We start from the raw sequence: 22107 nt of genomic DNA, 5'->3' as shown, positions 1-22107 counted from the left end.
AATGATTATTTTTGCTCGCTGATTAAATTAAAATTATTACGACACTATTATATTATGGTAAAAGATTTATTCGAAAGAATCCAGAACAATAAAGGACCATTAGGAAAATGGGCTTCACAGGCAGAAGGATATTTTGTATTCCCAAAATTAGAAGGGGATTTAGGACCAAGAATGAAATTTCAGGGAAAAGATATTTTGAACTGGAGTCTGAATGATTATTTAGGTCTTGCCAATCACCCTGAAGTTCGTAAGGCAGATGCTGATGCGGCGGCTACTTTCGGAGCAGCTGCTCCAATGGGGGCACGTATGATGTCAGGACACACGACTTACCATGAACAATTAGAAAATGAACTGGCTGCTTTTGTAATGAAAGAATCGGCTTATTTATTGAATTTTGGATACCAGGGAATGGTTTCTATTATTGATGCTTTGGTGACAAGAAATGATGTGATTGTTTATGATGTTGACGGTCATGCCTGTATTATTGACGGTGTACGTCTGCATAGTGGTAAGCGATTTACTTACAAGCATAACGACATTGATAGTATGGAGAAAAACCTGAAGCGTGCGACTAAAATAGCTGCAGAAACAGGAGGAGGAATTCTTTTTATTACTGAAGGTGTTTTTGGAATGCGAGGCCAGCAGGGAAAACTGAAAGAGATTGTAGCAATGAAAGAAAAATACAATTTCCGCCTTTTGGTTGATGATGCACATGGTTTTGGAACTCTTGGAAAAACAGGAGCCGGAGCAGGTGAGGAACAGGGAGTTCAGGATGGTATTGATGTTTACTTCTCTACTTTTGCAAAATCAATGGCAAATATTGGTGCTTTTGTAGCTGCTGATAAAGATGTAATTGATTATTTAAAATACAACCTGCGTTCTCAAATGTTTGCAAAAGCACTGCCAATGATTCAGACAATTGGTTCATTGAAGCGTTTAGAGTTATTGCGTAATTCATCTGAAATTAAAGATAAACTTTGGGTAAATGTAAATGCATTGCAAAGTGGTCTTAAAGAAAAAGGTTTCAATATTGGAGACACCAATACTTGTATTACGCCGGTTTATTTGGAAGGAAGTATTCCTGAAGCTATGGTGATGGTGAATGATTTGAGAGAGAATTATGGTATCTTCCTTTCTATTGTAGTGTATCCGGTTATTCCAAAAGGAATGATTTTACTTCGATTGATTCCAACGGCCTCACATACTTTAGAAGATATTAATGAAACTCTCGCCGCTTTCGAAGCGATTCGTGAGAAATTAGTAAACGGTACTTATAAAGAAATTGCTGAGCGCACTACAGTTGACGTTTCCTAAATAAAATTACATAAATTCCTGTATGGGAATTATATAAAAGAATCCATTCGTAATACGAGTGGATTTTTTTTTATTTCGATTAATTTTAGGAGTAAGTTTAACAGTAAAATAAAAAATTATGAAAAAAGTATCAGCGATAATGATTATCATGTTAGGGGTTTTGGCTTCCTGTAAAAAAGAAACAACCCTGCCTCCTCCGCAAATAACGCCAAGCGCTCCTAAAGAAGCAGAAATTGTAGAACCTGCCGGAGATCAGTGTTATACATGGAATGCACAAGGAAGTGTTGTTAAAATGAGTTTTAATGTAAATTCTCATCAGGAAGTAAACGGAAAACTAAGTTACAACCTGGTAGGAAAGGATAAAAACGAAGGAACACTTATAGGAAATATGAAAGGGGATACCTTAATTGCAGATTATACTTTTGCATCTGAAGGCACAACTTCTGTAAGGGAAGTGGTTTTTCTGCAAAAAGACGGGACTTTTATTGAAGGATATGGTGAAACTGTACAGGCAAACGACAAGGTAGTTTTTAAGAATAAAAAGACATTAAAATTTGATGCGAAAAATACACTTCTAAAAGTTGATTGTACGGAATAAAGAAACAATTTATTACTAAACATAACAGCAAAGCGTCCGAAAATTTTCGGACGCTTTGCTGTTTTAATAGTTTTGCCAACTCAATTTAAGCAAGTTGACAAAAATATTAAGAATATACTATAATAAATGTTTTTTTGTAAAACCGCAAAAGTAATCTTGCAAAATAGTAAGTTTTTCATTTATTTTTGCCCAATAATTCATGCAAAAAAAGCAGTTATGAGATTCAATAAAATACTTCTTACTCTTTCTTTTCTTTTAATTAATACAGTTTCTTTCTCACAGCAGATAGGCAGTGGCTATGCTTCTTCTCTTAGCAATTTTAACATAGAATTGCCATCAGGGTTTTATCAAGGATTAAATCCCAATGGTAAAGTTGATCCAAATTCTCACGATTGGAACCATCTTATAAATTTGAGGCATGCAAATCCCGACAATAACAGTCAATTACAAATAGCAAGTGGTTATGCTGAAAATGACAGATTATTTTTTAGAAAATTTGCCCGTGTACTAGGTTCTAATAATCCTGACTGGCATGAAATAGCTACACGTGGGACGAATACTTTTAACGGTAATCAGTCTGTTAATGGGCAACTTTTCGTCTCAACATCTTCACCAGAAGGTGGAAAGTTATCATTAGTAAATCCTTCCAAAAGTTCTGTTAATGGTGCAACTGAATGGGCATTCTATAATATGACGGGCGGATATGGTAACAGTTTACAATTCTGGAATTATGGAAGCGGTTTTAATGAAGGTCCTAAATTTACTATATTAGATGGTGGTAATGTAGGTATTGGAACACAACAGCCAAGTTCAAAACTACAAATCAATGGAGGAATAACTCTGCCTGTAACCGCTGGTACTACTGAAACTTCAGAAGAAGGGATATCGCCAATTCCTAATCACAGATTTAATTATGATGGAAAATATTTAAATCATTATGGTTTTGGCTTTTACTCTTATTCTAAATCATTTGATGCAGGAGGAATTAATACTTATATGGCTGGTTATTATGGAGTTGATTTTTTTACAAATGCGACTAATAGAATGAAAATACTTTTTAATGGTAACGTTGGTATTGGCACGACAACTCCCGATCAAAAGCTTACAGTAAATGGTACCATCCATTCTAAAGAAGTAATTGTAGATACCAGTATTGCACCTGACTATGTTTTCCAGAAATACTACACTGGAAAATCCGAATTGAAATCAGATTACAGAATGCCAACTCTTGCTGAAATTGAAGATTTTACCCGAAAAAATAATCATTTACCTAATGTTCCATCGGCAAAAGAAATGCAGGAAAATGGGATTTTGGTAGCAGAGATGTCTAATATACTCCTTCAAAAAGTGGAAGAACTGACACTTTATATCATAGAGCAGCAAAAAGAACTTGAACGTTTGAAAAAAGAAAATGACAACTTTAAAGAGTTATCTGTGAGACTAACAGAAATTGAGAGCCGACTTAAAAACTAAACAAAATTTTTATGAAAAAAACAACTACGCTATTATTTACATTAATCTTTCATTTTTTTTGCTTTTCACAGGTAAATGAGTTAAATTTTAATCATCAAAACTTTGATCCTTTACTTCCGCCTCGTACCAATATTAATCCTATGTCTATTAGATTATTGGATAATTACGGAAATGGTGGTCCGACTTCTTATGGCTCGGTTTTAGAAATTTATGGACTCGTACACCATCAAACCAGTCAATTGTATTTTGGTGGCTGGGATAATTCAAAAATTAAATATCGCGAAGCATTTTACAATCAAAATACATGGAGTGAGTGGATCACCTTACTTGATTCTAAAAATGATGTAGAATCGAATGGAAACTTGAAAATTAATGGAAATACAAATAGCTATATTTTAAATGGCAATATCGGTATTGGCACAACAGATCCAAAGGCAAAATTAGATGTTGTTGGAGATATTTATATTGATAATCTTGATTGGGCAACTGATAATGCATTAAGAATTCGTGAAGGAGGCAGTAGCTCTTACGGCGCATTTTTTAAATATGGTTTAAATGATTTGTTAACTATTGGAACACGAAATGCTGATTTAGACTATATTGCTTTTCAGATACCTCGTGGCTCTTCAAATGTTACATTTAACGGCAATGTAGGTATCGGAACTGCAAATCCTGACGAAAAGCTCACGGTAAATGGGACTATTCATTCTACTGAAGTAAAAGTAACACAAACTGTTCCGGCTGATTATGTTTTCCAGAAATACTACACCGGTAAATCCGAATTAAAATCAGATTACAGAATGCCAACTCTTGCTGAAATTGAAGATTTTACCAGAAAAAATAATCATTTACCAAATGTTCCATCAGCAAAAGAAATGCAGGAAAATGGAATTTTGGTAGGAGAAATGTCTAATATCCTGCTTCAAAAAGTGGAAGAACTGACATTGTATGCTATTGAGCAAAATAAAAAAACACAATCTCAACAAGAAGAAATAGAACGTCTAAGAGCTGAAAACGAGCAATATAAATTACTTGCAGAAAGATTAGCAGCAATTGAAAAGGAATTAAAAAAATAAATTGAATGAAATATTATTTTACAATATTAGTATTGGGATTTTCATTATTGTCTAAAGCCCAAAACCAAACGAAGATTAAGTTTAGTTATGATAACGCCGGGAATCAAATCAGCAGGACATTGTGTGTCAACTGCCTGCCGGAAACAGGTAAACAAGCCAAAGAAATAGAGGCTATTGTAGAGGATGATCTGGAAAATATTCCCGGAGAGGACATGATTTCGTATTATCCTAATCCGGTAAAAGAAGAACTGTACCTGAAATGGGAACTCACTGATGAGAATTATGTCACCTCGATCCAGCTTTTTTCACTTACAGGGCAGGTCTTAAAAACGTTTGAGGGAATTAAAAATACAAATACCCAGAACATTTTGTTTCAGTCATACCCTTCAGGAGTGTATATTGTTCTGCTTAACTACAAATCAGGTGCCCCAAAATCATTTAAAATTATCAAGCAATAAATTTTAGTTGAAATTTTTAGATTTATAATCTTCTGAAAAGAGTATAAATTATTCTAAAAGTTCAATTTATTAATAATTAATTTACTAATAACATTTAGTTCTGCTGCAATTTATGGAAGTGGAACTGGAAGTGATAAAACATTGTAATGAAACATTATTTATTTACTTATTTTTCGTTATTATTTATAAACTTAAGTTTTTCTCAGCAAATTCTTAATAAGGCAGAAACCGTATCAAGAACCGTTTCTGATCCTAAAACTATTATTTTATCAAATGGTTTTACTGCCAATTCTGCAATAACGGGTTCATTTACGGCTACTATTGGAGCGAGTTCAGACCCTTTTTCTAGTGGAGGTACAACGAATTCAACTGCAGGAGAAAGTAATCTTTCCGGAGAAGTAGGAACAGGTAATTTTCATGATACTAAAGGAACAATTGCTGTTGGTGGGGATGGGCAGTTACAATTTACTCTGCCAATCGCATTACCTCCAAGTATCAATGGGGTAGCACCGCAAATGAATTTGTTTTATACAAGTGGTTCCGGTATAGGGATTGCAGGTATGGGTTTTTCGCTTTCGGGTATTACTAGCATTAGAAGACTTGGTAAAAATATCGAAAAAGATGGCGATTCAAAAGCAGTTCAGCTTGACTATACTGATTTTTATGAGTTTAATGGACAAAAGCTATTACTAAAGACGCCGGGAGATGAAACGACATATGGCAAAGATGGTACAGAATATGTTACCGAAAAATTTTCCACTTTAAAAATAAAATCTGTAGGAAGCATAACAGGAGAAGTTTATAAAGGTCCACAATCTTTTGAAATAACCTTTGATAATGGCGCCCAAGCTTGGTATGGTACAACCAATGAATCCAGAACACCTATGGAGTATAACCTTGTAAAATGGAAAGATGCACAAGGGAACTACATTACATATAACTATACAAAAAATAATAATGTATCACTAATTACCAGTGTACAATGGGGAGGCAATGAATCTGTTGTTACAGAACACTTTAATAGCATTGTTTTTAATTACACGACAAGGGATTATAAGGAAGTTTCTTATATCTATGGAGCAAAATTTTTGCAGGATAAATTACTCGCTAATATAGTAGTAAATGCCAATGGAAATCAATTTAAAAAGTATATAATTAATTATATCAAAGATGATAATAATACCAATTATCAGTATGTTGATAAAATAATAGAGTATAATTCTCAAAATCAGGCTGCAAATCCAGTTTCTTTTGAATATCAAAAATCTTCTAATTCCAATTGGGATTCAAGAGAATTTTTAGATAATACCAGCAATAAGGTAGTGGGAGATTTTGATGGAGACGGTACAATAGATTATTTACAATATCACGATCAATACAGTACCTGTTTAAATCGTAGTAGACCTGAAGGCTGGTGTTTAGAATGGATAACAATACCAAAAGGTCTCACATTTTCAAAATCATATTTAGGAGATAAAATTGAGCAGAATGTACCTATGGGTTTATCAACATTAACTAAAGAAGATTTGAATAAAGCTGTGGCTGTAACATTTAGAAATAGTAATGGAGAAATTAGTTCCAGACAAGGAATACTTGTACGAAAACTAATACCAATTCCGGACTCGTTTAAAAAAGATCTTCTTTTAGAAGTGTATGCTATAGAGGATGGAGTTGTGAAATTGCAAACATCTAAAACTATACCTGGCGAAATGTATGATGAAGCCATGCAGTATTTTGAACAGCCTTATGAAGATAGTATGGATGCATATTATTCAATTACAAGGGACACATGGATCAAAAGTATGATGCCACTTGATGTAGATGGCGATGGTATTTCAGAAGTTGTTATTTTGGGCACAAAAAGATATTATCAGGATATTCGCCATGCTAATGATCAATATGAAACTACAAATAACGAAGAAAATTTTTCAATAATAGTAGATCTAAGTCCTACTACAACTCCAGAAAATTCTTTTTTAATAACTAGTTTGTATAACCAGATTGAAAAGGGTAAAATTGGAGATTTTAATGGGAATAGTAAATCGGATATTTTGAACTTTTACAGTAATGGATCTCCTTATCTTACAGAGTTTTACAGGGAAAAGACTACGCAAAAGCTAAATTACACCTATAAGCATTTTCCATTAACAACAATTAACGGACTAAGGGACAATGCTGTTTTAGGAGATTTTAATGGTGATAAAAAAACAGATTTAATGGTGCCGGTAGCATTAGGGAATCCGGTATCTGTTATGGGAATGCAAGGCAACTATAAAGCAGATGCACTTTCAGGAGACTGGAGACTTTATCTGTCTACCGGTGATGGGTTTAAAGAGGAGTATAAACCAGGATTAGGTAAATGGTATCCTTCTCAAGTGTTACAATTATCGAATGTGGGAGCTTTGAGAAGAATAAACTATAAAGCCATAGACCTCGATAAGGATGGAAAAAGTGAATTTGTTCAGTTTGATTACTACATTATAGATTCTAAATTATCGGCAGGTCGAAAGACTGAAACTAATATAAAAGTTTTTAGAAATAATGGGGCGAGTAGTACTATTGATGTTAATTTCACAAATCTTTATAATTATAGTTTTAGTAATCCGGGAGAATTGTATGATTATGGGGAAATGGTCGGTGATTTTTTAATGAATGAGATAAATAATAACATATTGCTTTTAGGAACAAATCGATTGGATAATTCTAAAGGTTTGATGTATACTTTTAATCTTTATGATACCTCGAAAACTGCACGTATAAATACGATCAAACAAGGCAATATCTCTACAGTAATAAACTATAAAGAGCTAAATTCACAAAGTGATCCTGATTTTTATTCAACTTCTAAAAAGGAAAAATACCCTTTTGTAGAATTAGAAAATGTTTCGCAATTTTTTGTTGTTTCGCAACTTACCCAGCTAGACAGGAAGCAGGATTTTAAATACCGTGGACTTTTAGCCCATGTAAATGGGAGAGGAATGATTGGTTTTCGTAAATCGGCTCGTTCCAATTGGTATGCATCAGGTTTCGAAAATACCAAAATTTGGTCGGGTCTGGAGATTGATCCTTTACTAAGCGGTTCAGTGATAAAAGAATGGAGTACAAGACAAGATAGCGACGTTTTTCCAACAGATGTTTCTGTGAATAATTCACAACTCTTGTCTTTTAAATTTTTAGAATATACAACAGATAAATCGGCAGCTACCGGCGTAGAAACGATAGTGCCATACCGATCGACAGAAAAAGATTTCTTAAAGAACAGAACTGAAACCGCTACTATGACATATGGAGATTTTAATTTAATTAAAAAAATTGAAACTAATATCAATAACGGTTTTGCTAAAATGACTTCTAATACAACATATCTGGATAACGCTTCTGGAACTGGAAAAGATTATTATGTAGGCAGAATTAAAGAAAAAGAAGATATTGTAACGGTTTATGGGGATACTAAAAAAAGTAAAACAGCCTATACATATGAAAATGGTTTACCTAAAACAATAACAACTTTTAATCAGGATTATTCGAAGTCTGTTACAGATACGTACTCTTACGACGGTTATGGTAATGTTACTGAAAAGACAAAGACGAATGATAAGGACAGTCAGACTCAATCTGTCAAAAACGAGTATGATGCTAAGGGATTGTTTGTTATAAAAACTACCGATAATTTAGGTTTGATTACACAGACTACTACTAATGACTGGGGACAAGTCCTCACGCAAACTGATCCACTTGGAAACGTACTTACGAATACCTATGATGGATGGGGTAAAATGACAAAATCTAAGCATAATTTAACTGGTACTACAACTTACACCTATCAAAAGCAAGGTGATGATATTATTGCTACCGAATACAGCCCGACGGGTAACATAAAAGAAACTCACACCAATAAAAAAGGCGAGCAATACCTCGTAAAAACCAAAGGATTTGAATCAGGATCTTATATTGCTAAACAAGTAGAATATGATGCAGTAGGCAGAAAAATAAGAGAAAGTGAACTATATGATCAGGCTGAAACACCAAAATGGAACGTATTTAGTTATGACGATTCGGTTTTCCCTGCAAAAGTAACGGTAACAGGATTTAATGGAAAAATTATAGAAACAGAAGTTACAGGACTCACTACAAAAGTAAAAGAATCAAATGGTTACAATCGTACCAATCGAAAAACTACAGATGTCTTAGGCAATGTGACAGAATCTGAAGATACAGGTGGAATTATAAAATTCACCTATAATGCTGCAGGACAAAATACTTCGGCTGCTTACGGTCAAAATAATGTGATTACAAAGTACGATTTATGGGGAAGGAAGTCCGAATTTACAGACCCTTCTAATGGTACTTATAGATATGAATATGATGGATTTGGTCAATTATTAAAAGAAATCAGTCCAAAAGGAACTAAAGAATATACATACGATACCCAGGGGAAGCTGATTACCCAAAAAGAGCTGTCCACTGGGGATAGTGGTAAGACAACCAATAAAATTATCAGTTTTATTTATAATGCATCAGGAATGATAACGGATAAAAAAGGGACCGCCAATGGTAAAAGTTATCTGACCTACATGACTTATGATGCAAATGGTCGTGTACTCACAACAAGTGAAGACAGCAACGGGAAATTATTTTTTAAGAAGAATATCTCGTATGATGATAAAGGACGTGTTATTAGTTATGATAAAGGACTCTATTCATCGGGGCAAATGACCCAGACGACTCTGGAAAATATTTACAGTGCATGGAATGGTGCCTTGTATCAGATAAAAGATAAAAACACCGGAAAAGTATTATGGCAATTGAACAAAGTGAATGCCAACGGACAAGTACTAAAAGCCAATTTAGGAGCCGTAACTATAGAAAATAAATATGATACAAATAATTTTCTGACTTCAGTAGCACATACATCATCAGTACAGCCTAATGTACTTCAAATGACGTATGCTTTTGATGCTATAAAAAATGAATTGAAAAATCGATCGAGAAAAGGAGGAATAGCGGTTGACGAAGTATTTACTTATGACGATAATAACCGATTAAAAAGCTGGACAAATCCAAAAACAGGATTATTATCCAGTAATACTTATGACGATAAAGGCCGTATCGTTGAAAACGACCAAACGGGAACAACCACTTTTAGAACAGATAACATATACCAGGCCGACACGCAGCTGCTTAATGCTGTAGGCGTTCAAAATTATGACGATAATATACCACAATTCATAACCTATAATGAAAATAATGACCCAATATATATAGATGGCCAAAAAGGAGACGCTCAATTTAGTTACGGACTAACTAAAATGAGGCAAATGGTGACCTATGGAGGTAATTTCATAGAAGACAAACAGGGGAAATTCACAAAATACTATAGTGAAGACGGCAGTTACGAAATAACGACTGACAATACTACAGGAAAGGAAAAACATGTACTTTACATAGGAACCCCTTATGACAGTGACATTATTTATGTAAAGAATTATGCTGATGCTAATGCAAAATACCTATTTTTACATAAGGACTATTTAGGCAGTATATTGGCTATAAGTGATGAAGCAGGTAATCTGGTAGAGCAGCGCCATTTTGACGCCTGGGGTACCCTTACAAATGGAGCATTAAGTATATTAGACCGCGGATATACAAGTCATGAGCATTTTACAGAGTTAGGTATTATACACATGAATGGAAGGTTGTATGATCCATTACAAAGACGTTTTCTCAATGCTGATGAAAATATTCAGGACCCTTATAATACCCAGTGTTACAATAAATATGGTTATGTAACGAATAATCCATTATTGTATAACGATCCGAGCGGAGAAATTTTTGGTTTAGGTGAGGGGCTTCTTGCTGCTGTTATTATTGGGGCAATGATAGGAACCGCAAGTTACATGATAGGGGTTACGGCCGCCATAATGAATGGTGCCGATGCGAGTTTAAGTTTGTCCGGAATGCTGAAATCTGCCTTTTGGGGTGCAGTATCAGGAGCGGTTACCTTTGGGATAGGAAGTTGTTTTACAGTCGCAGCAACAGGAGCGAACACAGCATTTGCTTCGAGTTTGCAAAGTGCCAAATTTCTCGTTCAGGCAGCAGCACACGGTGTAGCACAAGGTGCTTTGGCAATGATGAAATCAGGAGGTGCAGGTTTTCTAAGTGGAGCAGCCGGAGGATTTTTTGGTAGTTTAGGAGCATCTGGATGGAGTGCTGGAGCTGGTAAATTTGCAAATAGTACAGTTGGTACTATTGCCTTTGGAGCATTAAGCGGAGGTGTAGGGGCAGAACTAACAGGAGGGAATTTCTGGCAGGGAGCTGTAACTGGGGGTATTGTAGCTGGACTAAACCATGTTTTGCATAGTAGGCCTAACAAAAGCTTAATAAAAAAATTAAATGAAGATCTTGATAAAGAGTTTGGAAATGAAGGGAATGGTAAAGCACCTGCAAATCAAGAAACATTAAATAGATTAATGAAGTTAAGAACTTTTAAAGCTTTAAATAAGGTAGCGGGAGGAAAAGTTCAGGTTGATTTTAAAGATTCTTCTTGGGCACCTGATGGCTCCTCTGCACAGTATATGACTTTAAGAGAAAGTAAAAACGAAACTTACACGGGATCGGATGATGGTTTTATAAATATTTATAGAAGTGCATTTACTACATATCGAGGAACAGCAGAAAAGTTAGTACATGAGTTTGGACACGCCATATCAAGATACACAGGTTTTTTTGCGAATAGTTTTAACTATTATAAAGATTGGAATAAATCAATTGCTTTAGATGAAGTCTTTGCCTATCAATTCCAAGATCGATTTGGATTTTCGTTTTATCAGCCGAATTCAAATTTGTATTTGGTTGGTTTACAAAGAGCACTAAATAAACTTTAAACTATGTTTGTGAGATATATTACTTATTGGATTTTGTTTTTAACATTATTTGTCTCATGTAAAAATGTAGACATAAAAACAATAAAAAATATTGAAATAAGAGTTTTTAATTTCTCTGAAATTAGTCCTAACTATAAAATATTTAATTCAGAAATGATAAAAAATGTAAAAAGTACTGGATGTTATTATGTCTATAAGTTTGACAAGCATATAGATACTCTACGATATTCTGATAATAGTGTTTATTTTAATTCTAACATTTTAAAAAGAATTGATTCTAAAGAATTGCTTTTAAATGGAAACCCTATAATTATTTCAAAATATTATTATGAAGATAAAAAAAATTATAAAAGTGACCGTTACCTCTTTATTAATAATGAAGAAGGAATACTATTTATTGAATTACTTAATTCAGGTAATATGATTGAGTATAATATTAAAAAATTTAGTAAAATTCATAAAGCAATAGCATTGAGAGAAATAGGTTTTAAAGATGGCCCTTTTGAGGTACAATATGCAAAAAGGAATTATAAAAAATTAAAATGATTCATTAAAAAAGAATATAGTTAATATAAATAAAAAAGAGGAGTCTACAGTAGACTACCAGATGCGGAAATTCTTTCCATGCCCGCAAAGAGAATCGGCAAAGAATAGAATATAAAACCTTGCAGGAATGCGAGGTTTTGTTATTTCAGGACGGGTCAGAACGGATAACAGTAAATAAATGAGGCATGGATATTGTATAAAAATATATACTCGTGTAGAATTGGAGACAAGCTTTATTTCCCAATAAGATAAAATTAATTGATGCCGCACAAAAAAACTACACAGCAGGATACAGCTCAGTATTCATAAAAATTTTATATATTTTAGAAGGGTAACAATGATATCAGCTGTTATATTTTAAAACAGTAAAATTTTCTATGAAGGATAATTTAAGGCAATATGTATCTAAATCAATATCGCTTTCAGATAGGGAACTGGACGAATTTTGTGATTTGTTTCAAAGTTCAACTGTTAAAAAGAAAAGCTTTTTATTAAAAGAAGGCGAAGTATGCGAGTTTGAAGGTTTTGTAACGAAAGGGCTTTTCAGAGTTTACAGGGTTCATTCAAACGGTGTTGAGCAGATTCTCTATTTTGCTATTGAAAATTGGTGGGTAACTGATCTTGATAGTTTTACCAATGCCAGTGTATCAAAATTGCACATTCAGGCCTTAGAAGACAGTGAAGTCTTGCTCATATCCAGGAAAGATAAAGAATATGTCTATGAACATATTCCGAAAATAGAAAAATTATTCAGGGTAATGACACAGAAAACACATATTGCCCTGCAACAGCGAATGATGGATAACTTAAGCAAAACCGCTGACCAGCTTTATCTGGATTTTATTGAAAAATACCCACAGCTTTCACAGCGGCTTAACAATCTTCAGATAGCGTCTTATCTCGGAATCAGCCATGAATTTTTGAGCAGGATCCGAAAAAAAATATTCATCAAATAAAAGTTATTTATTGACCTTGTTCAATGTTTTTAAAGCTGAACCGGCTGCATATTTGCATAAAAGCAATTAAAAATAGTGAGAGGATCTTCACTTGCTCGAATCTTGCGATCAATAATAAAAAAAATCATGGATAAAAGACGATTCTTAAAAAAAGGACTATTAGGTTTAGGTACGATGGCTGTAATGCCTGCATTTATTTCATCCTGCTCTAAAGATGAAAAGGAAAACGAAACTGAAGCTGATCCCGGAACTGATTCAAATAGCTGTCTGGTTTCACCGGTTGAAATGGTCGGGCCTTTCCCGATTAAAACTCCGGCACAGCTAGTACAGGCCAATATAATTGGCGACAGGACAGGTATACCTTTGCTGATCAAAATAATAATTCAGGATCAAAGTAACGGATGTCTGCCGCTTTCTAATGTTATGGTAGACATCTGGCAGTGTGACAAAGATGGAAATTACTCACAGTATGGGGGCAATCAGCTTCAGTCAGCAAATTACACTAATCAAAATTTTCTTCGTGGCAGACAAACCACTAATGTAAATGGGGAGGTTTCTTTTTTAAGTATTTTTCCTGGCTGGTATCCTGGAAGGGCGCCACACCTGCATGTTCAGGTATTAACTTCAGCAGGCAGTTCGCTTTTAGTCACACAAATTGCTTTTCCGACTTCCGTTTATTCCGCAGTATATGCGGCCAATGGCTATAAAGGAGAACCGGACAGATCCAATACACAGGATTCGCTTTTTTCAGATAGTTTAACCCAAAATATGGCTGATACCGTAACTGGCAATAATATTGATGGCTATACACTTTCAAAAGTTATAACTGTTTCCTGAAAAAATAATTTTATTTAGTACATTTTTTTAGTAAAAAGTGTTGAGTATTCTGAGCCAGTTCATGAAGCCCTGTTTTAGTGTTCGATACAAACCATTTGACTCGTTCGCGATTAGTAACAACTTAAATCTAAGGCTTATAATTTGAAAAAAGCGAGTAATGATGAAGTTTAATTTTAAGTGACCCAAGCCCTTATTGTACGTTATAATCTTCGTAAATTTTGATTCTTTCGCCCATTAAATACATTTTTTTCTTAAGAAAATGAATAGAGAACTGGCTGTACATCCATTCATCGCTATCTTCCGTTCTGTACCAAAATGTATACGAAGCACTATTGTATCCTTCCTTACGTATAGCAGCACCTTCCCAATTGCACTCTATTCCCCAGTTTATTTTTTTCCTGGTCATATCATCGTATTGAATCACTCCGGTTCCATCTTCATTTAAAACCGTGCTTGGTGATTTTTTGTCCGGAGGCAGGAATGTACCGGTAATATGGTAAGGAAGCGTAGTAGCAATATAATGCTCTTTTGATTTATATACGATTTTATCAACCTGAACTTGAGAATGTGATTTTGTAGTAACAAAAAATAAGATAAAAAGGAATGCTTTGAGGATTTTCATTTTACGTAGGTTTTAGGTTTTGGAACTTTTTTAAAAATGGGGGCATTTCTTTGGCTAATATACTTTAATTTTTGCAGGAAAATAACCATTCATTTTTGAATTTAGCTTAAAGTTAAACTCAGAAAAATAATTATCTGATATAAGCAAAAAGTGTAATAATTGAAAAAGAGATAATCGTAAAAAAAACTGCCTCAGCAACATATATTGCTGAGGCAGTTTATATTAATGAAAACTAAGTTTTAGTTTTTCTCAATCCATTTTCTGGCGTTGATGAAAGCTTCGTGCCAAGGCGTGTATTCATCATTTCTGTCTTTTGGATAATGAGCCCAGTTCCATTGGAAAGTAGAGCGCTCAATATGAGGCATTGTCACCAAATGTCTTCCTGTTTTGTCACACAACATAGCTACGTCATAATGAGAACCATTCGGGTTTGCCGGATATCCTTCATAAGCATATTTAGAAACAATATTATAGTTTTCTTCTCCCATTGGTAAATTGAATTTACCTTCTCCGTGAGAAACCCAAACCCCCAGAGTACTTCCTGCCAATGTTGATAACATAACCGAATTATTTTCCTGAATTTTTACAGAAGTAAAAATACTTTCGTGTTTGTTACTGTCGTTGTGAAGCATTTTTCCGTGAACTTCATGTTCCGGATTAATAACTTCTAATTCCATAAACAACTGACATCCGTTACAGATTCCCACAGATAAAGTATCTTCTCTTTTGAAGAAATTGTCCAAAGCTGTTTTTGCTTTTTCGTTGTATAAGAAAGCTCCGGCCCATCCTTTAGCAGAACCTAAAACGTCTGAGTTTGAGAATCCTCCAACTGCTCCAATAAACTGAATATCTTCTAAAGTTTCACGACCCGAAATTAAATCCGTCATGTGAACGTCTTTTACGTCAAATCCTGCTAAGTACATAGCGTTTGCCATTTCACGCTCAGAATTACTTCCTTTTTCACGGATAATAGCTGCTTTTGGTCTTGGCTTAGAAGCATCAATTACTGGTGCTTTTCCTGTAAAATGTGCAGGGAAAGTATAGTTTAGAACCTGATTTTTATAGTTTTCAAAACGTGCTTTTGCAGTTCCGTTTTTAGATTGTTTCTGATCTAATAGATAAGAAGTTTCAAACCAAACATCTCTGTAAGTTGGAATATCCAATTTATAATCTCCAAATTCTAAAACTGCTGTATTTTGTACAGATCCAATTTTGAAGAATTCGATATTGTTTACTTTCAATTTAGCTTCAACTGCTTCGTTTGAGTTTGCCTGGAAAACGATTCCGATGTTTTCTGAGAAAAGGATTTTCAATAAGTCTTTTTCCGCGAAAGCGCTGAAATCAATTTTTGCCCCCAAATTTACATCAGCAAAACACATTTCTAACAAAGTAGTGATCAAACCACCGCTTCCGATATCGTGTCCGGCTAAAATTTGATTTTCACCAATTAACTCCTGAATGGTATTAAATGCATTTTTAAAGAAAGCAGAATCTTTAATAGTTGAAGTTTCGTTTCCGATTGTATTTCTAATTTGTGCAAAAGAAGAACCTCCTAATTTGAAATTATCCTGAGACAAATTGATATAATAAATTGAATCTCCGTCTTTCTGTAAAACAGGTTCAACTACTTTTTTAATATCTGTACAGTTTCCGGCAGCAGAAATAATAACCGTTCCCGGCGCAATTACTTCGTCATTTGGATATTTTTGTTTCATTGAAAGTGAATCTTTTCCTGTCGGAATATTGATTCCCAATTCAATAGCAAAATCTGAACAGGCCTGAACCGCTTCGTATAGACGAGCGTCTTCACCTTCATTTTTACAAGCCCACATCCAGTTTGCAGAAAGTGAAACGCCTTTGATTCCGTTAATAATTGGAGCCCAAACTAAGTTTGATAATGATTCTGCAATAGCATTTCTGGAGCCTGCAGCAGGATCAATCAAAGCCGCGATAGGAGCGTGCCCGATAGAAGTTGCGATTCCTTCTTTTCCTAAGAAATCTAAAGCCATTACACCCACATTGTTTAATGGCAATTGTAACGGACCTGCATTTTGCTGTTTTGCTACTTTTCCTCCAACACAACGATCAACTTTATTGGTTAACCAGTCTTTTGAAGCAACTGCTTCTAAACGTAAAACGTCTTTTAAATACGATTCAAAATCTGCTGAATTGTAAGCAACATCAGCATATTTTCTGTCAACAGTTTTGTCCGTCATGATTGTTTTTGGAGAACTTCCGAAGAAATCTTCCAAAGCATAATCCATCGGTTTAGAGCCGTTAGATTGTGACTGGAATGTAAAACGGTGATCGCCCGTTACATCTCCAACTTCGTACATTGGCGAACGCTCTCTGTCGGCAATTCTTTGTAATGTATCGATATCTTTTTGACCAATAACCAATCCCATTCTTTCCTGAGATTCGTTACCAATGATTTCTTTTGCAGAAAGCGTAGGGTCTCCAACTGGTAATTTATCTAAATCGATTAATCCTCCAGTTTCTTCCACTAACTCAGAAAGACAGTTTAAGTGACCACCCGCACCGTGATCGTGAATCGAAACAATTGGGTTATTGTCGCTTTCTACCAAACCACGAATTGCGTTTGCAGCACGTTTTTGCATTTCCGGATTCGAACGCTGAATTGCGTTTAATTCGATTCCTGAACCGAACGCTCCTGTATCTGCAGAAGAAACCGCAGCACCACCCATTCCGATTCTGTAATTTTCTCCACCCAGAATTACGATTTTATCGCCTTCTTGTGGTTTTTGTTTAATAGACTGATCCAATTTTCCGTAACCGATTCCGCCCGCCTGCATGATTACTTTATCGTAACCAATTTTTCTGTTTTCTTCTTCGTGTTCGAAAGTTAAAACAGAACCTGTAATAAGCGGTTGTCCAAATTTGTTTCCGAAATCAGAAGCTCCGTTTGAAGCTTTGATTAAGATGTCCATTGGAGTTTGGTACAACCATTTTCTTTCTTCAACTGCATTTTCCCATTTACGGTCTTCTTTCAAACGAGAATAAGAAGTCATGTAAACTGCAGTTCCTGCTAAAGGCAATGAACCTTGTCCTCCCGCTAAACGGTCACGGATTTCTCCTCCGGATCCAGTTGCAGCTCCGTTGAAAGGTTCAACAGTTGTTGGGAAATTGTGTGTTTCTGCTTTTAATGAGATAACCGAATCAAATTCTTTTATTTCGTAAAAATCAGGTTTATCAGCTGATTTTGGTGCAAATTGCTGCACTTTTGGACCTTTCACAAAAGCAACATTGTCTTTGTAAGCAGACACAATATCGTTAGGATTTTCCTGAGATGTTTTTTTGATTAATTTGAAAAGTGAAGTCTCTTTTTCTTCGCCGTCAATAACAAAAGTTCCGTTGAAAATTTTGTGACGGCAGTGCTCTGAATTCGCTTGAGAGAAAGCAAAAATCTCAGAGTCAGTTAATTTTCTTCCAAGTTTTGTCGAAAGATTATTTAAATAATCTACTTCTTCTTCGCTCAAGGCTAAACCTTCAACTTTGTTGTAAGTTGCAATATCTTCAATTTCCAGAATGGGTTCCGGCTGAATATTAATCGTGAAAATTTCCTGATCTAATTCGTTGAATTTTTGAGAAAGCATCGGATCAAAATCGGTGAAGTTTTCCGTTGCAGGATGAAATTCTTCAATTCTGATAATGCCGGGAATTCCCATGTTTTGGGTGATTTCTACCGCATTAGTACTCCAGGGTGTGATCATAGTGGCGCGCGGACCAACAAAAAAACCCGTCAGTGCGGATTTATCAATCTTGTTTGCGTCGGCAAAAAGCCAGTTTAATTTTGAAATGTCTTGAGCTGAAATTTCGTTTTGCGTTTGTACGGCAAAAACAGTTTTGCTTTGGTTTTCAAAGAAATGGATCATTTTTTTGTGTAGTTTGTTGTATTGAGGTGCAAATTTAGTTTAAATAAATAGCAAGCGCAAATTTGATAACAAAGTCTTTCGGGAAATATAAAGTGATTTTTGTGATTTTTGAACCATATAAGTGATAGAAGTTCATTTAAAGCTTGCTTTGGAAAAAAAACTTAAATTTTCTTATATAACTTATATGGTTAAACTCTATAATTATTTCTTCGGAAAATCTTTATTCTGATAAGCACCCAAATCTGGTGGTGAAGTTCTCGTATTTCCAATAATATCCAACGGAATTATAAAAGTCTGATTTCCTTTCGCGAAAGCGGCAGAAGTATTATCAATGTTAAGTTTATTCAGGTTGAGATTAAAAAACTTCGGATTTTCGTTTAAAATAATAGCATTGTAATGTGCTGTATCTGTGCCGAATTGATAGTCAGGATTTGATGTACTGCCGAATTTCAGCAGACAATTATTTAACTGGTAAACAAAAGCAGTATTAGCGTTTTTGTCTAAGTTGAATTCATTAGTATTAGAACCATAAATGATACAATTGTTAAAAGTAGCCTGAATAAGCGGATTCGTTTCCGGTGTTGCGCCCGTAAGTTTGTTACTTAAATTAACTGCAAATTGCTGTCCGCCAGACCAGGTGTTATTAAATGTGCAATGCGTAAATTTATAATCACCTCCGTAAACGCACGATAAAGCTGCTAAACCGGCATAATTGATAACGATGTTCTCTCCGTTAATTTTAGCATTTTGAGCCAGGATTCCGTAATTAGAACAATCGTAAATCTGCGTATTTTTAATCTGAAAGGTGGTAGCATCCTGGTTTCTAATATCCAGACCAATTTTAGCATTCTTTAAAGTTAAATGATTGATAGAGTGATTGGTGCTTCCGTCAGCGAATATAACCGAATTCCATTGTCCGGGAACATCAGAATATTCAGGTTCTAAACGATCACCTTCAAAAATAACTTCGTTTTCTAATTTTTTTGTTGTGGAGACATTTCCATTAATCTGGAGCGAAGCTTTGTTGCTTACATAAAATCCTGATTGCTCATGAAAATGTACTCTTGATCCGGCTTCAAAAGTTACCGTTTTATTTTCGGGAACTCCTGCGTATCCGTAAATTACGTAAGGTTTGTCATTTGTAAAAAGTAACTCATTTCCGTTTGTTTCGTCATTTTCATCAAGATAAAATCCGTCAACCTCTTTACCGTCAATTTCAATTTTTTCTTTAGTTCCGTCAGCATTTTGTTTTGGATATAAAAAAACAGCATCCTGAATCAGGGTCACTAAAGCTACTTTTTGAAGATTGGAGCCGCTGTCGAACTGAATTTCATCCGTATATAAAAAATCAGTCGGATTAGCATCTGTAATATCTGCTGTAGTTTCAATAAAAATGTACAAACTGTCTTTGGCTAAAAGCGTAACATTATTGAAAATTTTGCCATTATTACCGTTCATTCCGTCAACGGTCATTCTGTATTTTGAGTTTAAACCGTTTTTTAGCTGAATAACCGGAATGTTAATATCGTCTTTACCTCGGTTGTAAACCTTTAAGTTATATGTACTCGTTCCGATATTTTTAAAAACGGTATCTAAATAAACAGTGTCTTTTGAAAATTTTAAATCCCCTGAACTGGCAACGGTGTCAAAATCAGTCCGGCATGAACTGGCAGCTAAAAGAATTCCGAAAATAAAGAGCACAAAATAATGACGCATTTGAATTGTTTTTCTGTAAAAATAGCAAAAATCTTATATGCAAAAAGGGATTTTTAATTTTAGAATAGCATTTTCTAAATAGTGTCTCATCTTTTATTTAATTTTACGATTTTAAAGCTGATTTAAATGAATTATACAAAAGAGCAGATTTTAGCATACTGCAATGAGTTTTCTAAAAGCACCTTGATGGAAACGCTAAAAATAGAATATATCGATGCCGGAGAGGATTTTTTAACAGCCAAAATGCCTGTAAACTCAAGTGTTCATCAGCCAATGGGATTGTTACACGGAGGAGCTTCGGTTGCTTTGGCAGAAAGCGTCGGCAGCGCAGCATCGCATTTTTTTATCAATGCAAAAGAGCAGGAAGTACGCGGAATAGAAATTTCGGCCAACCATTTAAAAAGCATTCGGGAAGGAGTTGTTTTTGGAACTGCCCGCATAATCCACAAAGGCAGGAGCCTTCATCTTTGGGAAATTAAAATTACTGACGAAGCAGGAAATCTGATTTCGCTTTGTAAACTGACAAATATTGTTTTGGAGAAAAAGAAAGCAGAATAATGAGCATGAATAATTTTTTTTCTAAAATAAAATTACACAAAGACCAAAAATTACCTTTTGTAATTTACTCAAAACCAAATTCCTTAAATCTTATTGGGGTTTTACAGAAAAATGATGCTTTATATCAAGTTTCGGATTACAGCGAAAAAGGATTTGTTTTTGCTTCTTTTGATGAAAAACAACTGATCTTAATTCCGGAAAACGAATCGGAGATTATTATTACTGATAAAGAAGTAACAACAATTGAATCAATTGAAGCTGATGAGATGGATTTTAATTCTGAAGCAAAAAAACAATATGAAGAATTAGTTTTGAAAGGAATTGAAGCAATCAAAAAAGACGAATTTAAAAAGGTAGTTCTGTCCCGAAGCGAAATTGTAAATTTAACGGAGTTTGATTTTGGTTATGCATTTCAGCATTTGGTTCAATTATATCCGACAACTTTTTGTTATTGTTTTTACCACCCAAAAATTGGACTTTGGTTGGGTGCAACACCTGAACAGTTACTGAAGGCTAAAGGAAAAGTTTTTGAAACAACTGCTTTGGCCGGAACCCAAAAAGCCAATTCTGAAGCTGAAATTACCTGGCAGCAAAAAGAAAAAGACGAGCAGCAGTATGTAACCGATTTTATAGTGAAAAGACTTAAGGAATTTGCAGCTTCGGTTGTAGTTTCAGAACCTTATAATCTTAAAGCCGGATCGATCTGGCATATTAAGACCGATATTTCGGGAGTTTTAAAAAATAATTCGACTTTAAAAGAAGTAATAGACACGCTCCATCCAACACCTGCAGTTTGTGGCCTGCCAAAGAAAAAAGCAAAAGCGTTTATTTTAGAAAATGAAAATTACGACAGAACTTTTTATACAGGTTTCCTGGGAGAATTAAACAGCAGTTTTGCAGACAATAATATAAGCTCTGATTTATTTGTAAATTTACGAAGCATGCAGATTCAGGAGAACAAAGCTATTTTGTACATGGGCTGCGGTATTACCAGAGAAAGTATTCCTGAAAAAGAGTGGGAAGAAAGTGTCAATAAATCGATGACAATGAAAAGAGTTTTAAAAAGAATTAAGAATTAAGAATTAAGAATTAAGAATTAAGAATTAAGAATTAAGAATTAAGAATTAAGAATTAAGAATTAAGAATTAAGAATATTGTTAAAATCAATTTAGTTTT

General features: G+C 34.6%; 13 protein-coding genes and 1 pseudogene. 11 read left to right on the top strand and 3 right to left on the bottom strand.

The genetic code is table 11. The annotated features are described in order from the left end of the window. The first annotated feature begins 54 nt into the window (after positions 1 to 54). The 9 genes from capB to GXM16_RS09720 all read left to right on the top strand — a co-directional run bounded on the left by capB (position 55) and on the right by GXM16_RS09720 (position 14142). Positions 55 to 1314 (top strand): cysteate-C-fatty acyltransferase, encoded by a 1260-nt coding sequence (gene capB / locus GXM16_RS09760; protein ID WP_163394191.1) that lies wholly within the window; start codon positions 55 to 57, stop codon positions 1312 to 1314. A gap of 118 nt (positions 1315 to 1432) precedes the next feature. Then, complete coding sequence (locus GXM16_RS09755; RefSeq protein ID WP_163394190.1) at positions 1433 to 1912, top strand: hypothetical protein; 480 nt, start codon at positions 1433 to 1435, stop codon at positions 1910 to 1912. 216 nt (positions 1913 to 2128) lie between these two features. After that, positions 2129 to 3385 carry a hypothetical protein gene (locus GXM16_RS09750; RefSeq protein ID WP_163394189.1) on the top strand — a complete coding sequence of 419 codons (1257 nt, stop codon included), beginning with the start codon at positions 2129 to 2131 and terminating at the stop codon, positions 3383 to 3385. Between the two features lie 11 nt (positions 3386 to 3396). Beyond that, on the top strand, positions 3397 to 4461 hold the full coding sequence (locus tag GXM16_RS09745; RefSeq protein ID WP_163394188.1) for a hypothetical protein: 1065 nt from the start codon (positions 3397 to 3399) through the stop codon (positions 4459 to 4461). 5 nt (positions 4462 to 4466) lie between these two features. After that, positions 4467 to 4919, top strand: coding sequence for a T9SS type A sorting domain-containing protein (locus GXM16_RS09740; RefSeq protein ID WP_163394187.1), 453 nt, complete (start codon positions 4467 to 4469; stop codon positions 4917 to 4919). 146 nt (positions 4920 to 5065) lie between these two features. Beyond that, on the top strand, positions 5066 to 11803 hold the full coding sequence (locus GXM16_RS09735; RefSeq protein ID WP_163394186.1) for an RHS repeat-associated core domain-containing protein: 6738 nt from the start codon (positions 5066 to 5068) through the stop codon (positions 11801 to 11803). Positions 11804 to 11812: 9 nt separating this feature from the next. Continuing rightward, positions 11813 to 12349, top strand: coding sequence for a hypothetical protein (locus tag GXM16_RS09730; RefSeq protein WP_163394185.1), 537 nt, complete (start codon positions 11813 to 11815; stop codon positions 12347 to 12349). Positions 12350 to 12726: 377 nt separating this feature from the next. Further along, the gene (locus tag GXM16_RS09725; protein ID WP_163394184.1) at positions 12727 to 13305 is read left to right on the top strand and encodes a Crp/Fnr family transcriptional regulator; all 579 of its coding nucleotides are present in this window, start codon (positions 12727 to 12729) and stop codon (positions 13303 to 13305) included. Positions 13306 to 13431: 126 nt separating this feature from the next. Then, on the top strand, positions 13432 to 14142 hold the full coding sequence (locus GXM16_RS09720) for a dioxygenase family protein (protein WP_163394183.1): 711 nt from the start codon (positions 13432 to 13434) through the stop codon (positions 14140 to 14142). Between the two features lie 190 nt (positions 14143 to 14332). Here GXM16_RS09720 and GXM16_RS09715 read toward each other — a convergent pair whose 3' ends face one another. The 3 genes and pseudogenes from GXM16_RS09715 to GXM16_RS09705 form a co-directional block, all read right to left on the bottom strand. After that, positions 14333 to 14764: a hypothetical protein gene (locus GXM16_RS09715; RefSeq protein WP_163394182.1), complete on the bottom strand. Its 432-nt coding sequence runs from the start codon at positions 14762 to 14764 to the stop codon at positions 14333 to 14335. A gap of 239 nt (positions 14765 to 15003) precedes the next feature. Next, a pseudogene (gene purL / locus GXM16_RS09710) lies at positions 15004 to 18660 on the bottom strand (phosphoribosylformylglycinamidine synthase); the annotation flags it as partial. 198 nt (positions 18661 to 18858) lie between these two features. Beyond that, positions 18859 to 20373: a hypothetical protein gene (locus tag GXM16_RS09705; protein ID WP_163394180.1), complete on the bottom strand. Its 1515-nt coding sequence runs from the start codon at positions 20371 to 20373 to the stop codon at positions 18859 to 18861. 126 nt (positions 20374 to 20499) lie between these two features. Between GXM16_RS09705 and GXM16_RS09700 the strand changes: the two genes are divergently transcribed. Both GXM16_RS09700 and GXM16_RS09695 read left to right on the top strand, forming a co-directional pair. Continuing rightward, entirely contained in the window at positions 20500 to 20931 is a 432-nt protein-coding gene (locus tag GXM16_RS09700; RefSeq protein ID WP_163394179.1) for a PaaI family thioesterase, read from the top strand. 5 nt (positions 20932 to 20936) lie between these two features. Further along, positions 20937 to 22010, top strand: coding sequence for a chorismate-binding protein (locus tag GXM16_RS09695; protein ID WP_163394178.1), 1074 nt, complete (start codon positions 20937 to 20939; stop codon positions 22008 to 22010). Positions 22011 to 22107 lie beyond the last annotated feature (97 nt).

Source organism: Flavobacterium limi, assembly GCF_010645075.1.
GTDB lineage: Bacteria > Bacteroidota > Bacteroidia > Flavobacteriales > Flavobacteriaceae > Flavobacterium > Flavobacterium limi.
The sequence above is the reverse complement of the archived record's forward strand: the minus strand, read 5'-3'. Positions and strand labels throughout refer to the sequence as shown.

Coding starts and splice junctions, on each gene's coding strand:
- GXM16_RS09740 (WP_163394187.1), top strand. CDS start 4,467: ATGAAATATTATTTTACAATATTAGTATTGGGATTTTCATTATTGTCT.
- GXM16_RS09725 (WP_163394184.1), top strand. CDS start 12,727: ATGAAGGATAATTTAAGGCAATATGTATCTAAATCAATATCGCTTTCA.
- GXM16_RS09700 (WP_163394179.1), top strand. CDS start 20,500: ATGAATTATACAAAAGAGCAGATTTTAGCATACTGCAATGAGTTTTCT.
- GXM16_RS09695 (WP_163394178.1), top strand. CDS start 20,937: ATGAATAATTTTTTTTCTAAAATAAAATTACACAAAGACCAAAAATTA.
- GXM16_RS09745 (WP_163394188.1), top strand. CDS start 3,397: ATGAAAAAAACAACTACGCTATTATTTACATTAATCTTTCATTTTTTT.
- GXM16_RS09705 (WP_163394180.1), bottom strand. CDS start 20,373: ATGCGTCATTATTTTGTGCTCTTTATTTTCGGAATTCTTTTAGCTGCC.
- GXM16_RS09715 (WP_163394182.1), bottom strand. CDS start 14,764: ATGAAAATCCTCAAAGCATTCCTTTTTATCTTATTTTTTGTTACTACA.
- GXM16_RS09750 (WP_163394189.1), top strand. CDS start 2,129: ATGAGATTCAATAAAATACTTCTTACTCTTTCTTTTCTTTTAATTAAT.
- GXM16_RS09755 (WP_163394190.1), top strand. CDS start 1,433: ATGAAAAAAGTATCAGCGATAATGATTATCATGTTAGGGGTTTTGGCT.
- GXM16_RS09720 (WP_163394183.1), top strand. CDS start 13,432: ATGGATAAAAGACGATTCTTAAAAAAAGGACTATTAGGTTTAGGTACG.
- capB (WP_163394191.1), top strand. CDS start 55: ATGGTAAAAGATTTATTCGAAAGAATCCAGAACAATAAAGGACCATTA.
- GXM16_RS09735 (WP_163394186.1), top strand. CDS start 5,066: ATGAAACATTATTTATTTACTTATTTTTCGTTATTATTTATAAACTTA.